This is a genomic window from Curtobacterium sp. GD1, from assembly GCF_020882855.1.
Taxonomy (GTDB): domain Bacteria; phylum Actinomycetota; class Actinomycetes; order Actinomycetales; family Microbacteriaceae; genus Curtobacterium.
This window is the reverse complement of sequence record NZ_JAFEVQ010000010.1, coordinates 62,465-76,898: the sequence shown is the minus strand read 5'-3', so window position 1 is coordinate 76,898 and position 14,434 is coordinate 62,465. Positions and strand designations below refer to the sequence as shown.

The window sequence follows — 14,434 nt, the reverse complement described above, 5'->3', positions numbered from 1 at the left end:
TAGGCTCGGACCATGGTGGACCTGCAACTCGCGCTGAACGGGGACACCACCCACCCGGCGATGCCCCGGACCGCCGACGAGATCGCCCGGGACGCCGCGGCCTGCGTCGCCGCCGGCGCCACCCTGCTGCACCTGCACGCGTTCGACGACGACGGGGACGAGTCGCTCGCCGCCGGTCCGGTCGGCAGGATGCTGCGCGCGGTGCGGGCGGCGTGTCCGGGCATCCCGGTCAACGTCACGACGTTCGCGGCGATCGTGCCGGACCCGCGCGAACGCCTCGACCTCGTGTCGTCGTGGACCGAACTGCCCGACCTCGTCGCGGCGAACCAGGGCGAAGCGGGCATCGACGACGTCAGCGAGGTGCTCGCGCGGCGCGGCGTCGGCATCGAGGCGTGCCTGCTCAGTGGCTCCGACGCGGATCGGTTCGTCCGGGCCGGTCGCCACGATCGGTTCGTCCGGGTGGTCGTCGAGCCCCTCCTGGAGGACGTCGACGACGCCCTCGCGCTCGACGCCGAGCTGGAGTCGATGCTCGACGCCGCCGGTGTCACGCTCCCCCAGCTCCACCACGGCATCGGCGCTGCATCATGGCAGATCAGCCGACGTGCCCTCGCCCGCGGGCACGCGATCCGCACCGGCCTCGAGGACACCTCCGTGCTCGAGGACGGGACCGCGGCGACGTCGAACCGTCAGCTCGCCGCCGCCGCGGCCGCGATGGTCAGCGGCGGAGCGCCAGCCGCTCGATGACCTCGGCGCTCTCCTCCTGCGGGGTCCGGTCCGCCGCGACGGTGATGTGGGCCTCGTCGTCCTGCGGCGGCTCGAGGGTGGCGAGCTGGGACTGCAGGAGCGAGGTCGGCATGAAGTGCCCGGAGCGCTTCGACATCCGGTCCTCGATGAGGGACCCGTCGCCGGCGACGTGCACGAACACCACACCGGGTGCCCGGAGGACGTCGCGGTAGGAGCGCTTCAGCGCCGAGCAGGTCACCACGCCGGGGGTGCCACCGTCGAGGTGCGACCGGATCCACGCCGCGATCACGTCGAGCCAGGGCCAGCGGTCCTCGTCGGTCAGCGGGGTGCCGGCGTGCATCTTGTCGACGTTCGCCCGCGGGTGCATGGCGTCGCCCTCGGCGAAGTCCCACCCGAGCTGCTCGGCGACCATCGCGGCGACGGTCGACTTGCCCGATCCGGAAACCCCCATCACGACGAGGACGCGGGCGTCGAGTGCGGTGTCGTCGCTCAATGGATGAACACCCCCGCGAGCATGACCCCGGCGAGGCCGAACACCGAGATGAGGCACTCGAGCATCGTCCACGTCTTGAAGGTCTGCCCCACCGTGGTGTTGAGGTACCCCTTCACGAGCCAGAACCCGGCGTCGTTCACGTGCGACAGGAAGACCGACCCGGCGCCGATCGCGAGCACGAGCAGCGAGGTCATCGGCGAGGACAGGTCGTGCGCGATCGGCGCCATGATGCCCGCGGCCGTGACGGTGGCGACCGTGGCCGACCCGGTGGCGACGCGCACGAGGGCGGACACCACCCATGCGACGAGCAGTACCGAGATGCCGGAGTCCTTCACGGCGTCGGCGATCACCCCGCCGATCCCGGTGTCGATGAGCACCTGCTTGAAGCCACCGCCGGCGCCGACGATCAGCAGGACGCCCGCGACCGGCGGCAGGGCGCTCTCGAGGGACTTCGACACGGCGGAACGGTCCATGCCGCCGCCGATGGCGAAGAAGATCATCGCGTAGACCGCGGCGATGCCGATCGCGATCATCGGCGACCCGAGGAAGTCGAGCAGGCTGACCCACGAGCCCGAGGCGTCCGGGACGGTGGCCTCGCGGATGGCCTGCGCGAGCATCAGGACGACGGGCAGCAGGATGCCGACGAGTGCGACCGTGAAGGACGGGCTGCGCGGTTCGCTGATGACGCGGGTGAAGTCGCTCTTGCCGTGGGGCAGGGATGCGGTGTCCTGCGTGGCGGGGCCGCGCCGCGCCTCCCGACCCGCGTGTGCCGGGTCGTCGCCGACGGGACCCGCGTCGGAACCGCGCGACCCGAACATGTCGGGCGCGGGGATGTCGACCCAGCGCGCCGCGAAGCGGGCGAAGACCGGACCGGCGAGGACGATGACGGGGATCGCGAGCACGATGCCGAACGCGAGCGTCGTGCCGAGGTTCGCACCGACCGTCGAGATGGCGACGAGTGGGCCGGGGTGCGGCGGCACGAACGCGTGCATCGTGGAGAGGCCGACGAGGGCGGGCACGGCGATCTTCATGATCGGGACGGAGCTGCGCTTCGCCACCAGGACGATGATCGGGATGAGCAGGACGAGGCCGACCTCGAAGAACATCGGCAGGCCGATGAGTGCGCCGATCAGGGCCATCGTCCACGGCAGCGCCGCCTTCGACGACCTCCGCACGAGGGTGTCGACCACGCGGTCGGCCGCCCCGGAGTCGACGAGCATCTTGCCGAACATCGAGCCGAGGCCGACGAGGATGCCGACGCTCGTCATCGTCGCACCGAAGCCGTTGCCGAAGCTCGTCACCGCCTTGTCCGGAGCGAGGCCCGCGCCGATCCCGACGCCGAGCGCCCCGATCGTGAGCGCGATGAACGGGTGCACCTTCAGCCAGGTGATGAGGGCGATGATCACGACGATGCCGATGATCGCCGCGATGATCAGCTGCGCGACCGGCCCCGACGGGTCGACGGCTTCGGTACCGGCTGGTTCCGCCGCCAGGACGGTGACCGCGTGGGCCGCGGTCGCGTGGACCGTGGCCGGATCGGCCGGGAGAGCGTGAGGCATCGGTGCCCCTTCCTGGAGCCGCTGCCGCGCGGCTCCGTCGCCTTCGTGTCGAGGACGGTCTGGCGTGCTGCGCGTCGACCGTCAATAATCTGATTAATCAGACTATACGACGATCCACCGCGCGGCATCCGCCCTCCGGGGCAGTCTGCCGATTCGATGGACACCGTGTCACGCGCCGTGCGTGCCGCGTACTGCACGGAGGAACGATGGCGACCGGCCGCGGACTGCACGCCCAGGTGCTCGAGACGCTCGGGCAGCGGATCGTCGACGGCGTGCTCGCCCCGGGCACCGTCGTCCGGCCCGAGGCCGTCGCGGCGGAGTTCGGCGTGTCGAGGTCGGTCGTCCGCGAGGCGCTGCGCGTCCTGCAGTCGCTCGGGCTCGTCGAACCCCGCCAGCGCGTCGGCACGCTGGTGCTCGACATCGTGTCGTGGGAGCTGCTCGCGCCGACCGTGATCCGGTGGCGCGGCGCCTCGCCCTGGTACTTCGCCCAGCAGCGGGAACTGCTCGAGCTGCGCCTCGGCGTCGAGCCCGTCGCCGCATCGCTCACCGCGGGGACACCGGGCGCCGCAGCGGTCCTCGCCGCCGCGACCGACATGATCGACGCCTGCGGTCGGGAGGACAGCCGCGCCTACCTCGAGGCCGACGTCCGCTTCCACCGAGCGCTCCTGACCGGTTCCGGCAACGCCGTCTTCACACACTTCGCCGGGACCGTCGAGGCGCTGCTGCGGACCCGCACCTCGGAGTCGCGGGACACCATCACACGCTGGACCCGCGATGCGGCGGCACGGCACGAGGCCGTCGGGCTGGCGCTCGTCGCGGGCGACGGCGGGGCCGCGTCGGCTGCGGCGCGCGAGCTGGTGCGGGTGACCCGGGACGAGTTCATCGCGGAGGCGCCGACGTCCTGACCCGAGTCGCCGGAGTCGCCGGGGTCGCCGGAGTCGCCGGGGTCGCGCAACACGCCACGTGCGGGTCGCCGAGGTCGCACGACACGCTGTGTGCGCGCGACGGGAGCGGCCGATCGCGCGACCTCGCGTGCCCGGGACGCGACCGACGGACGGACTGGAGGCGCGGGTCGGCCCCGCACCGCGCCTCCCGTCCGACCGTGGCCGGGTCGCAGGACACGCCGCACGCTCTCCGCCGAGGTCGCGCAACACGCCGCGCGCGCACGCCGGAAGCGGCCGATCGTGCGACCTCGACGTCGGCCGCGGCCCGCCCGGCCGCCGGCCGCGCGCGCTACCCGCGCGCGAAGAGGCGCGGACCGCGCAGGCGCAGCCGCATCGTCACCGTGCCGAGCCACCGGTCGTACTTGTAGCCGACCTTCCCCATGCGGCCGACCTCCTCGAAGCCGAGCCGCTCGTGGAGCCGGATCGACGCCTCGGCCTGGCGGTCGGCGATGACGGCGACGACCTCGCGGACGCCGGCCGAACGGCACTCGTCGATCAGCGCCTCCATCAGGGCCCGCCCGAGCCCCTTCCCGCCGGACGCGGCACCGAGGTAGATCGAGTCCTCGACGACGCGGTTCGAACGGTCGCGGGGGTTCCACGGGTCGACGAGCGCGTAGCCGAGCACCTGCCCGGAGGGGTTCTCGGCGACCAGGAACGGCAGACCCCGACGACGGATCTCGTCGTACCGACGCTTCCACGCGGCGAACGTGAACGCCGACGGGTCGAAGGTCACCGAGGAGTTCCGGACGTAGTGCGTGTGGATCTCGCGGACGTCGGGGAGGTCGCTGGGCTCGGCAGCCCGGATCGTGTAGGTGAACGCGGCTTCGGCGGGGACCGGGGCGCGCAGGTGTCGCGGCAGGACCCGCCGTCGCTGGTATTCCTCCTCGAGCACGGGTCCGAGCCTATGCCGCGGGCAGGATCCAGTCGACCGGTTCGGCGCCCTGGGCGACGAGCAGCTCGTTCACCTGCGAGAAGGGGCGGCTGCCGAAGAACCCGCGCGAGGCGCTGAGCGGGCTCGGGTGGGCGGACGCGACGACCGGGGTGTCCCCGAGGAGCGGCCGGACCGAGGCCGCCTGCGCACCCCAGAGCACGGCGACGAGGGGCTTCCCGCGGGCGACGAGGGCACGGACGGCCTGGTCGGTGACGGCCTCCCAGCCCTTCCCTCGGTGGCTGCCGGCGGCTCCGGCCTCGACGGTGAGGACGCGGTTGAGCAGCAGGACGCCCTGGGCCGACCACGCCCGCAGGTCCCCGTGTGCCGGCGGCGTCACCCCGAGGTCGGCCTCGAGCTCGCGGTAGATGTTCGCCAGGCTGCGCGGGACGGGTCGCACGTGCGGGTCGACCGCGAACGACAGGCCGATCGGGTGCCCGGGAGTCGGGTACGGGTCCTGTCCGACGACGAGGACCCGGACGTCGTCGAACGGCTCGGCGAAGGCGCGGAGGACGTGCTCCCCGGCCGGGAGGTACTGGCGACCGGCACCGGTCTCGGCGCGGAGCCAGTCGCCCATCCGGTGGACGTCGTCCTCGACCGGGGCGAGCACCTCGGCCCAGCCGGGGTCGACGAGGTCGGCGAGCGGTCGGGCCTGCACGGGGCTAGGCGCCCATCGTGGCGACGGCGACCGAGTCCTCGCCGGCGACGACGCGCCAGACGCTGCCGGTGCCGCGGACCTCGAGCGCGCCCTCGCCCACGACCAGCGTGGTGTCCTCGTCGATCGCCAGGCCCGCGGTGACGAACTCGGCCTCGGCGCTCGCGATGAGCCGGGCGAGCGTGCCGGCCTGGACGGCGTGCACGTCGATCGTCAGGTCGACCAGGCCGAGCCCCTCGCGGAGTTCGACCTCGTCGAGGCCCTCGGAGGCTTCCTCGGGGCAGATCTCGACGCCGCCGATGCGCCAGCCGCCGACGAGGGCACGATCGGCGGCGATCATCGCGCCGGCCGAGTAGCCGAGGTAGGGCAGGCCGTCGGAGACGAGCAGGCGGATCTGGTCGACGAGCGGGGCGACGGCGTCGAGGTAGTCCGGCGTGACCCCGCCGCCGACCACGAGGGCGTCGACGTCGCTCAAGACCGTGGTGTCGAACACCTGACCGGCAGCGATCTCGGTGACGAGGACCTCGGCCGTGCGCGGACCGGCGAGCACCTCGCCGATGTCGGCCGTGCTGGACGGGCTCGCACCGGACCCGTCGGCGACGGAGAGCAGGGCGATGCGCGGGACCGTGCGGCCGACGGCTGCGGAGCGGACCGTGGCCTCGGCGACGAAGGGCGCGGCGGCGTCCGAGGCGGCGAAGGGTCCGCCGCCGACGAGGTGGATGCTCACGACTCGGCCGTCACCGGCGCGAGGGCGCTCCACGGGAAGGTGATCCACCCGTCGACGCGACGCCAGACGTGGTCCGGCTCGAGCACGGTGCCGGGCTTGGAGTAGAGGCAGGCGCTGCGGACGTCGGCGCCGGCGTTCCGGATGATGTCGACCACCAGGCGGAGGGTCCGGCCGGAGTCCGACACATCGTCGACGACGAGGACGCGCTTGCCGGCGAGGCTCGGGGCGTCGAGCGCCGGCGACAGGATGACCGGCTCCTCGAGACGCTGCTCGACGTCGGTGTAGAACTCGACGTTGATCGAGCCGCACTCCTTGGTGCCGAGGGCGTAGGCGACCGCACCGGCGATGATGAGCCCACCGCGGGCCACGGCGACGACGACCTCGGGTTCGAAGCCGGAGGACAGGACGTCCTTGGCGAGCAGGCGTGCTGCGTCACCGAACTCGAGCCATCCGAGCACCTCGGGCCCGCTCGTCACGGTCACGGTCGAGGGAGCCTGGGCGGGTGACCCGGATTCGCTGCTGATCGGCATCCGACAACGGTACCGGCACGGACCCCGCGCCCGCGACCCGCACGTGCGGCCCGGGCGCGTGCGGGTCGGGTGCGGGCCGGGTGCGGGCCGGGTGCGCGGCACCCGCGGGGATCACACCCGCGGGGTCAGCTTCCCCCGCGCGAGCTTGTGCTGCGCCGACTGCGCCACCGGGCGGATCGTCACGAGGTCGAGGTTCACGTGCGCCGGCAGCTCGACCGCGTGCACGATCGCCTCGGCGACGTCCTCGGCCACGAGCGGCTCCGGCACGTCGTCGTAGACCGCCGCGGCCTTCTCCGCGTCGCCACGGAACCGGGTCAGGGCGAACTCGTCGGTCTTCACGAGGCCCGGTACGATCTCGACGACCCGGATCGGCTCCCCGTTCAGCTCGAGCCGGAGCGCGGCCACGAGGGCGTGCTCGGCGAACTTCGCGGCGTTGTACCCGCCGCCGTTCTCGTACGCCACGTGCCCGGCCGTGCTGGTCACCGTGACGATGTCGGCGCTCCCGGCGGCCGCCGCACGCCGACGGAGGTGCGGGAGCAACGCCGCGACGACCCGCTTCGTGCCGATCACGTTCACCTCGAACATGGCGCGCCAGTCCTCGACGTCCGACTCCTCGACCGACGCGGACCCGAAGGCGCCGCCGGCGTTGTTCACGAGCACGTCCGCTCCCCCGAGTTCGTCGACACGGGCTGCCAGCGCCTCGACGTCGGAGGCGCTCGTGATGTCCGCCACGAGGACGTCGGCTCCGGTCGACCCGGCGAGCGCCTCCAGCTTCGAGGCACGGCGGGCGACGGCGAGCACGTCCCACCCGTGCGCGCGGAACAGTCGGACGGTCGCTGCTCCGATGCCCGAGCTCGCTCCGGTGACGACTGCGCGACGAGATGCCATGTGCTTCCTCCAGAGGGACGGGGTGGGATGTCCCAACCGTACCGATCCGGCAAGGTCACGATCGGGTAACGTGACGGGCGATGACGACGGACGCCGCCCCTCCCGCGCCCTCGGCGCCCGCCTCGCAGCTCGAGCCCGGACGTGCGAAGCGCCGTATCCCGATGTGGGACACGGCGCGGTTCCTGGCGGTCACGCTCGTGGTGATCGGCCATGCGATCCAGCGCCAGACGGCGGCGAGCGAGCACGCCCTCGCGCTGTACACCTTCATCTACGCGTTCCACATGCCGGCGTTCGGTGTCATCAGCGGGTACTTCTCCTCCGCCGACACCCCGACCGCGAAGCGCATGCGCCGGACGATCACGGACATCGTCGTGCCGTACATCATCATGCAGACGATCTGGACCGTCGTGCAGGCCCTGGTCGAGGGCGGGAAGAAGTTCAACCCGACGCAGCCGACCTGGACCCTCTGGTTCCTGCTCGCGCTGGGGATCTTCAAGCTGATCCTCCCGTACCTCGCGCAGCTCCGATGGCCGCTGTTCTGGGCCGTCGTGTTCAGCATCGGCGTCGGCTACTTCGACAACGTCGACTCCACGCTCTCGCTGTCGCGGGCGATCAGCCTCCTGCCGTTCTTCCTGCTCGGCTGGCAGGTGAAGCAGTGGGGCGTCTTCGACCGCTGGTACGAGGCTCCGCGGCGGATCGTGGTCCGGGTGCGAATCGCGGCCGGTGCCGTGTTCGTGGCGTGGGCGGTGGCGTGTGCGATCTGGATCCCGCAGTTCAAGCAGTTCGACCTGCACCACTGGTTCTTCTACGACGACTCGTACTCGGGCCTCGGCGAGGACGCCTGGTGGGCCGGTGCGGTCCGCTTCGGGCTGATGCTGCTGGCGACCCTCCTCACCGCGTCGTTCCTGCTGCTCGTGCCCCGTCGGAACGTCTGGATCACGCAGTTCGGCGCGGCGACGATGTACGTGTACCTGCTGCACACGTTCGTGCTCTACCCGATCCGCGAGTCCGGGGTGCTCGCCGGGCAGCACTCGGCGTGGCCGTACGTGCTGCTCATGGTGGCGATCGCCTGCGCGGTGAGCCTGTTCCTCGCCCAGCCGTTCGTCCGCCGGGGAATGCGCTGGCTCCTCGAACCGAACGTGCGCTGGCTCTTCCGCCGCGAAGAGTGAGACTGCGCCCGCGCGTCCGTACTGTGCGAGCCTCCGCCCACGGTGCGAGGGAACGAGCGTCCCACGGCGCGCGGAACCTCGCACAGTGCGGCGCGGGCCAGGAGGCGCGGCTCGCCTCCGCCTCGGTCGTTACGTCCCGAGGCGGGCGCGCTGGTGCCGACGCGACCACCTGCGTACCGTGACGGGCGACGCACAGCCGCGCCGCGCCTCCTGGGCCGAGCGCTGGGCGACCCGACGACCCGACGACCCGACGACCGCCACCGGACAGGAGCACGAGATGACCCAGAACGACGCCGCCCAGTGGCGGTTCGAGACCACGCAGATCCACGCCGGCGCACAGCCCGACCCGACCACGGGGGCCCGCGCGACACCGATCTACAAGACGACCTCGTACGTCTTCGCGAACTCCGACGAGGCCCGTGACCTCTTCGCCCTGGCCAAGCCGGGCAACATCTACTCGCGCATCATGAACCCGACGAACGACGTCGTGGAGCAGCGGATCGCGGCGCTCGAGGGCGGCTCCGGGGCGCTCCTGGTGTCGAGCGGCCAGGCGGCGGAGACCTACGCGGTGCTCAACATCGCGGGCGCCGGGGACCACATCGTGTCCTCGTCGTCGATCTACGGCGGCACGTACAACCTGTTCAAGTACACGCTCGCGAAGCTCGGCATCGAGACCACGTTCGTCGAGGACCAGGACGACCTCGACGAGTGGCGCCGCGCGGTCCGACCGAACACGAAGCTGTTCTTCGCCGAGACGATCGGCAACCCGAGGATCAACGTGCTCGACATCACCGGCGTCAGCGAGGTCGCCCACGAGTCCGGCGTGCCGCTCATCGTCGACAACACGATCGCGACGCCGTACCTCATCCGTCCGTTCGAGCACGGTGCCGACATCGTCGTGCACTCGGCGACGAAGTTCCTCGGCGGGCACGGCACCGTGATCGGCGGGATCATCGTCGACTCCGGGAAGTTCGCGTGGTCGCAGCACCCGGACAAGTTCCCCGAGTTCAACACGCCGGACCCCTCGTACCACGGCGCGGTCTTCGCCGAGGCCGTCGGCAACGAGCTCGCCTACATCGTCAAGGCCCGGGTGCAGCTGCTCCGCGACCTCGGTGCGTCGAACTCGGCGGACACCGCGTTCGCGCTGCTGCAGGGCATCGAGACGCTGTCGCTCCGCATCGAGCGGCACGTGTCGAACGCGCAGGAGATCGCCGAGTGGCTCGACCGGCACCCGGACGTCGCGACCGTCGCCTACGCCGGGCTGCCGACCTCGCCGTGGTACGCCGCGGCGAACCGCTACGCGCCGAAGGGCGTCGGGGCCGTGCTGTCGTTCGAGCTCAAGGGCGGCGTGCCCGCCGGCAAGGCGTTCGTCGACAACCTGCAGCTGTTCTCGCACCTCGCGAACATCGGCGACGTGCGCTCCCTCGTCATCCACCCGGCGTCGACCACGCACTCGCAGCTGACGCCCGAGCAGCAGCTCACCACCGGGGTCACCCCGGGACTGGTGCGGCTGTCGGTGGGGATCGAGAACGTCGAGGACCTCAAGGCCGACCTCGAGGCCGGGCTCGCCGCGGCCCGTGCGGTCGCGCAGGAGGGCCAGCGCGCGTAGCGGCCCCGGGCGCGGGCGCTGTCGCGGACCCTCGCGCTCGATGCGTGTGCACCATGCGACGTCCCACGAGTCGATCGACTCGTGGGACGTCGTTGGTTGCGCACACATCCGGTGCGTGTGCATGGTGCGACGATCCACGCGTCGAACGACGAGTGCGATGTCGGAACATGCGCACGCACGCACCCGCACCCGCCCGCACGCACGCAGCCGCGAGCGCCCGCGACCCGCCGCAGCGGACCCGCGACGCGCCGGACGTGACGTAACACTGGCGGCCCGCGCCGCGCCTCCCGGCAGACTGGACCCGATGGACTGGCAGACGACCCCCGAGGACTCCGTGCCGTCCACCCTCGTGCCCGGAACCGAACTCGGCACGCTCGGCAAGCCCCCGGTGACCGGCGCCTGGCGCCCGGGCGACCACCCCGGCTCCCGGCACTTCGCGTCCCTCGGTGAGCAGTGGGTGCGGGGTGGACGCATCCCCGCCGTGCGCGTGGCGTACGAGACCTGGGGCACGCTCAACGCCGACCGCGACAACGCGGTCCTGGTGTTCCACGCGCTGACCGGCGACTCGCACGTCGCCGGCGCACCCGGTCCCGGACACCGCACCGCCGGTTGGTGGGGCGACGTCGTCGGCCCCGGCCGGGCGATCGACACCGACCGGTGGTTCGTCGTCGCACCGAACATGCTCGGCGGCTGCCAGGGCACGACCGGGCCGTCGTCGGTGTCGCCGGACGGCCTCGAGTGGGGATCCCGCTTCCCGTTCGTCACCGTGCGCGACCAGGTGGCGGTGCAGGCGCAGCTGGCCGACCGGCTCGGCATCGACGTCTTCGCGGCCGTCGTCGGCGGGTCGATGGGCGGCATGCACGCGCTCGAGTTCGCCGTCACCCACCCTGCACGGGTGTCCCGGCTCGCGGTGCTGGCGAGCACGGCGCAGACCACCGCCGACCAGATCGCCGCGAACTCGCTGCAGCGCGCTGCGATCCAGATGGACCCGGCGTTCGCGGGCGGCGACTACTACGAGGCCGACGCCGGCGAGGGCCCCCACCGCGGGCTGGCGCTTGCTCGGCGGATGGCGTTGATGACCTACCGGGCGTCCGACGAGCTGAACGGCCGCTTCGCCCGGTCGTGGCAGAGCGACGTCTCACCGCTCGGCGACGACGGCCGCTTCTCGGTCGAGAGCTACCTCGACTTCCACGGGAACAAGTTCACCCGTCGGTTCGACGCGAGCTCCTACGTGACGCTCACCCACGCGATGGACTCGCACGACGTCGGAGCCGGTCGGGGCGGGATCGCGGCGGCGCTGGCGCAGGTGACGGCCCGCACGCTCGTGGTCGGGGTGTCGAGCGACCGGTTGTTCCCGATCGAGGACCAGCACCGCATCGCGGCCGGCGTGCCGGACACCCTCGACGGTGACCGCGCGGCCGTGATCGAGAGCGAGTTCGGGCACGACGGGTTCCTGATCGAGCACGAGGCCGTGGGGGCGCACCTCCGGCGGCTCTTGGACGCACAACGCTTGCAATGACGATCGCGGCACCATCCGACACGGGCTGGCGCGCCGAACACCCCCCAATGGGTGTCGCGCGTGGAATGATGGCGTGGTGCCCAGCCTGAACCAGGCTCGGTTTTCCCTCAGCCACACCGCCACGACCAGGACACCGATGGACTTCATCGCACAGGAACGCGACCGCTTGCTCCGGTCGACGACCCGTGTCGTCGGCATCGTCTGCGCCCTGGTGTCGGTCGTCGCGGTGATCTGTGCCCTCGCGGTCCCGGTCGTCCCGCTGCTCGGCGGGCTCGCCTGCATCGCGATCATGATCGCCGGCTTCCTGGTCTTCGGGTGGAACGGCTCGGTGTGGTGGACGGCGCTCATCCTCGCCTCGGGCCTCGGCGCGCTCGCACTCCTGCTGCTCGGCGTCGACGAGACAGCGCGTCCGATCATCGCCTCCGCGGTGGTGCCCCTCGCCGCCGGCAGCATCTCGGCACCGCTCATGTCCCAGCGCGGGAAGCCCGTGGGCCTCGGACTGACCATCGTCGCCGGGGCGGCCGTCGTCGTCGCGATCGTCTGGGCGAGCGGCAGCGTCCTCGCCGCCCCGGTCACCGGCGCGCTGCTCGGGTGGGTGCTCATCGCCGTCGTGACGATCTGGATCTCCCGGAGCATCCCGCGCGTCGCCCGCCGGATCTACAGCATCGGCACCGCGCACCGCGCCGAACGCCAGGCGAGCGAGACCGAGGCGCAGCGACGACAGGGTGCCCGGCTCCTGCACGACACCGTGCTCGCCACGCTGACCCTCCTCGCGCACTCCGGCGTGGGCGTCTCCGAGCAGGCGATGCGTGAGCAGGCCGCCGAGGACGCCCGACTCCTCCGCCACCTCCGTCTCGGTGCGACGCCGCAGCCGCAGCAGTCCGGCGACTACTCGCTCACCCGCGAGGAAGAGTCCCCGCTCGGCCAGACCCTCGAGTCGGTCAAGCAGCGTTTCGGCCGCATGGGCCTCGAGGTGAGCTGGCACGGCACCGGGCAGGTCCTCCTGCCGTCGAACGTGCTCGACGCCTTCCTGCTCGCGCTCGGCGAGTGCCTCGAGAACGTCCGCCGGCACGCCGGCGTCGGCGAGGCGCACGTCACGATCGTGCACGACAACGAGATGGTCCGCGCGATGGTCACCGACTCCGGCGTCGGCTTCGACCTCACCCACGTCAGTGCCGAACGGCTCGGCTTCAAGGAGAGCGTGGTGAACCGCCTCCGCGAGGTCGGCGGCGACGCGAAGCTCTTCTCCGCGCCGGGATCCGGCACGACCGTCGTCCTGGAGGCACCCAGATGAGCCGCGTCCCCGAGGACACCATCAGCCGCGGCCTCCCCGGCGAGACCGTGCAGCCCGCTCCGCGGACCCGACGGGAGGCGCGGGAGCGGTACCGGGGCAGCGAACGTCGACAGGCGCGCGGCCTCCCCTCCACCTCGACCGGCGCGCGCTCGCTGCGGCAGGCCGCCAAGCCCGGCGCCTCGCTCGGCGCCGGCTACCTCGGACTCGGCGCCGCGGTCCTCACCGGTATCGAAGCCGTCGCGGGGATCGTCTTCTTCCTCATCCGCTGGACGGAGTTCACCGACCCGTGGTTGCCCGCAGCGGCCTGGGCGCTCTACCTCGTCGCCGCCGTCGGGGTCGGGCTCAGCCTGCTCACGTACGGCGAACGACTGACCGGGCTCGCCTTCGCGTTGATCTGCGTCGTCCTCGGCTGCGTCGTGACGCTCGACTTCATCGGCATCTGGCCCGAGCACGACATCGCCCACTCGGCGTCCGCGTCCGTCGCCGCCGGCTTCGCGCTCCTGCCCGTCGCGACCCTGCGCCCGGCCCGCGAGGTCGCCGCCGCCATCGCCGTCCTCGGCCTCGCGTTCGTCGGGATGGCGGTCGCCTCGACGCCGATCACGAGCGACACCCTGCCCGCGATCGTGTCCACCGTGGCGCTCGTGACCGTCCCGCCGTCGATCGCGCTCTTCGTGGTGCACCGGTTCCGCCAGCTCGTGCAGCGTGAACTCGACCGGGTCCTCGTGCAGAGCAACGTGCAGGCACCGCAGTTCGCCGTGGGCATGCTCGCCTCCGACGAACTCGCCCGGCTCGACCTCGCCGCCGAGAAGCTCCTCGACGCCGTCGCCAACGGCAGCGACCCCCTCCCGCTCTCGGACGCGTCCGCCTCGGTCGCCGCCTCGCTCGCCACCGAGCTGCGCCTGCACCTCATCGAGGGCCGCCGCGAGACCTGGCTGTACCACGCGATCACGGAGTCCGACAACCTCGGCCGCTCCGTCAGCGTCGCGGATCCGCAGTCGCTCGCGGGCCACCTCTCCCCCGCGCAGCGCGACGGCCTGCTGCAGACGCTCTGGCAGATGGTCGGCGACGGCAAGCAGACCCAGGCCGGATCGCCCGTCGTCTCCGTGACGCTCGGCCCCGTCGGCTCGGACGGGCACCCCGTCACCGACGAGACGATGGACGTCCCGGTCGTCTTCGAGTCGCGCGGTGTCCCCCGGCGTCGACTCGGCCCGACCGCGTGGAGCGCCCTGCAGCGGATCGGCCCGTACCAGGACTCCGTCCGCGACGGCGTGCTGCACGTCGTCGCGCACTGCGTCGTCGACCGACATCCGTCGATGTAGTCGTCGCACGGAACCGGCTGGCCCGACTGCCGGACACCCTGACCAGCCTGCCCGTG

At 72.2% G+C, this 14,434-nt stretch carries 14 protein-coding genes; 7 read left to right on the top strand and 7 right to left on the bottom strand.

Annotated features, from left to right (window positions below):
* Nucleotides 1-12 precede the first annotated feature (12 nt).
* Nucleotides 13-744, top strand: coding sequence for a 3-keto-5-aminohexanoate cleavage protein (locus JSX79_RS07420; protein ID WP_229085619.1), 732 nt, complete (start codon nucleotides 13-15; stop codon nucleotides 742-744).
* Here JSX79_RS07420 and JSX79_RS07415 read toward each other — a convergent pair.
* Both JSX79_RS07415 and JSX79_RS07410 read right to left on the bottom strand, forming a co-directional pair.
* Nucleotides 716-1,195 carry a gluconokinase gene (locus tag JSX79_RS07415; RefSeq protein WP_083403481.1) on the bottom strand — a complete coding sequence of 160 codons (480 nt, stop codon included), beginning with the start codon at nucleotides 1,193-1,195 and terminating at the stop codon, nucleotides 716-718. The two genes, JSX79_RS07420 and JSX79_RS07415, sit on opposite strands and share 29 nt — an antisense overlap.
* Before the next feature lie 38 nt (nucleotides 1,196-1,233).
* Nucleotides 1,234-2,796, bottom strand: coding sequence for a GntP family permease (locus JSX79_RS07410; RefSeq protein ID WP_229085618.1), 1,563 nt, complete (start codon nucleotides 2,794-2,796; stop codon nucleotides 1,234-1,236).
* 206 nt (nucleotides 2,797-3,002) lie between these two features.
* On the opposite strand from JSX79_RS07410, the gene JSX79_RS07405 reads away from it, so the two are divergent.
* Nucleotides 3,003-3,701 carry a FadR/GntR family transcriptional regulator gene (locus JSX79_RS07405; protein WP_229085617.1) on the top strand — a complete coding sequence of 233 codons (699 nt, stop codon included), beginning with the start codon at nucleotides 3,003-3,005 and terminating at the stop codon, nucleotides 3,699-3,701.
* Nucleotides 3,702-4,029: 328 nt separating this feature from the next.
* Here the strand turns inward: JSX79_RS07405 and JSX79_RS07400 are convergent, their stop codons facing one another.
* The 5 genes from JSX79_RS07400 to JSX79_RS07380 all read right to left on the bottom strand — a co-directional run bounded on the left by JSX79_RS07400 (nucleotide 4,030) and on the right by JSX79_RS07380 (nucleotide 7,468).
* The gene (locus JSX79_RS07400; protein WP_070416352.1) at nucleotides 4,030-4,632 is read right to left on the bottom strand and encodes a GNAT family N-acetyltransferase; all 603 of its coding nucleotides are present in this window, start codon (nucleotides 4,630-4,632) and stop codon (nucleotides 4,030-4,032) included.
* A gap of 10 nt (nucleotides 4,633-4,642) precedes the next feature.
* Nucleotides 4,643-5,326, bottom strand: coding sequence for a uracil-DNA glycosylase (locus JSX79_RS07395; protein ID WP_229085616.1), 684 nt, complete (start codon nucleotides 5,324-5,326; stop codon nucleotides 4,643-4,645).
* A gap of 4 nt (nucleotides 5,327-5,330) precedes the next feature.
* Complete coding sequence (locus JSX79_RS07390; RefSeq protein ID WP_229085615.1) at nucleotides 5,331-6,050, bottom strand: Type 1 glutamine amidotransferase-like domain-containing protein; 720 nt, start codon at nucleotides 6,048-6,050, stop codon at nucleotides 5,331-5,333.
* Complete coding sequence (locus JSX79_RS07385; RefSeq protein ID WP_175473674.1) at nucleotides 6,047-6,580, bottom strand: phosphoribosyltransferase; 534 nt, start codon at nucleotides 6,578-6,580, stop codon at nucleotides 6,047-6,049. The genes JSX79_RS07390 and JSX79_RS07385 overlap by 4 nt, the downstream gene beginning before the upstream one ends.
* Before the next feature lie 111 nt (nucleotides 6,581-6,691).
* Entirely contained in the window at nucleotides 6,692-7,468 is a 777-nt protein-coding gene (locus tag JSX79_RS07380; protein ID WP_229085614.1) for an SDR family oxidoreductase, read from the bottom strand.
* A gap of 80 nt (nucleotides 7,469-7,548) precedes the next feature.
* On the opposite strand from JSX79_RS07380, the gene JSX79_RS07375 reads away from it, so the two are divergent.
* From JSX79_RS07375 to JSX79_RS07355, 5 genes are all read left to right on the top strand, one after another.
* Entirely contained in the window at nucleotides 7,549-8,637 is a 1,089-nt protein-coding gene (locus tag JSX79_RS07375) for an acyltransferase family protein (RefSeq protein ID WP_229085613.1), read from the top strand.
* Nucleotides 8,638-8,914: 277 nt separating this feature from the next.
* The gene (locus JSX79_RS07370) at nucleotides 8,915-10,246 is read left to right on the top strand and encodes a bifunctional o-acetylhomoserine/o-acetylserine sulfhydrylase (RefSeq protein ID WP_071302567.1); all 1,332 of its coding nucleotides are present in this window, start codon (nucleotides 8,915-8,917) and stop codon (nucleotides 10,244-10,246) included.
* A 304-nt stretch (nucleotides 10,247-10,550) separates the two neighbouring features.
* Nucleotides 10,551-11,765, top strand: coding sequence for a homoserine O-acetyltransferase (locus tag JSX79_RS07365; protein ID WP_071302568.1), 1,215 nt, complete (start codon nucleotides 10,551-10,553; stop codon nucleotides 11,763-11,765).
* Nucleotides 11,766-11,901: 136 nt separating this feature from the next.
* Nucleotides 11,902-13,059, top strand: coding sequence for a sensor histidine kinase (locus JSX79_RS07360; RefSeq protein WP_071296181.1), 1,158 nt, complete (start codon nucleotides 11,902-11,904; stop codon nucleotides 13,057-13,059).
* Nucleotides 13,056-14,378 (top strand): hypothetical protein, encoded by a 1,323-nt coding sequence (locus tag JSX79_RS07355; RefSeq protein WP_083294960.1) that lies wholly within the window; start codon nucleotides 13,056-13,058, stop codon nucleotides 14,376-14,378. The genes JSX79_RS07360 and JSX79_RS07355 overlap by 4 nt, the downstream gene beginning before the upstream one ends.
* Nucleotides 14,379-14,434 lie beyond the last annotated feature (56 nt).

Coding starts and splice junctions, on each gene's coding strand:
- JSX79_RS07420 (WP_229085619.1), top strand. CDS start 13: ATGGTGGACCTGCAACTCGCGCTGAACGGGGACACCACCCACCCGGCG.
- JSX79_RS07415 (WP_083403481.1), bottom strand. CDS start 1,195: ATGGGGGTTTCCGGATCGGGCAAGTCGACCGTCGCCGCGATGGTCGCC.
- JSX79_RS07410 (WP_229085618.1), bottom strand. CDS start 2,796: ATGCCTCACGCTCTCCCGGCCGATCCGGCCACGGTCCACGCGACCGCG.
- JSX79_RS07405 (WP_229085617.1), top strand. CDS start 3,003: ATGGCGACCGGCCGCGGACTGCACGCCCAGGTGCTCGAGACGCTCGGG.
- JSX79_RS07385 (WP_175473674.1), bottom strand. CDS start 6,580: ATGCCGATCAGCAGCGAATCCGGGTCACCCGCCCAGGCTCCCTCGACC.
- JSX79_RS07380 (WP_229085614.1), bottom strand. CDS start 7,468: ATGGCATCTCGTCGCGCAGTCGTCACCGGAGCGAGCTCGGGCATCGGA.
- JSX79_RS07375 (WP_229085613.1), top strand. CDS start 7,549: ATGACGACGGACGCCGCCCCTCCCGCGCCCTCGGCGCCCGCCTCGCAG.
- JSX79_RS07370 (WP_071302567.1), top strand. CDS start 8,915: ATGACCCAGAACGACGCCGCCCAGTGGCGGTTCGAGACCACGCAGATC.
- JSX79_RS07365 (WP_071302568.1), top strand. CDS start 10,551: ATGGACTGGCAGACGACCCCCGAGGACTCCGTGCCGTCCACCCTCGTG.
- JSX79_RS07360 (WP_071296181.1), top strand. CDS start 11,902: ATGGACTTCATCGCACAGGAACGCGACCGCTTGCTCCGGTCGACGACC.
- JSX79_RS07355 (WP_083294960.1), top strand. CDS start 13,056: ATGAGCCGCGTCCCCGAGGACACCATCAGCCGCGGCCTCCCCGGCGAG.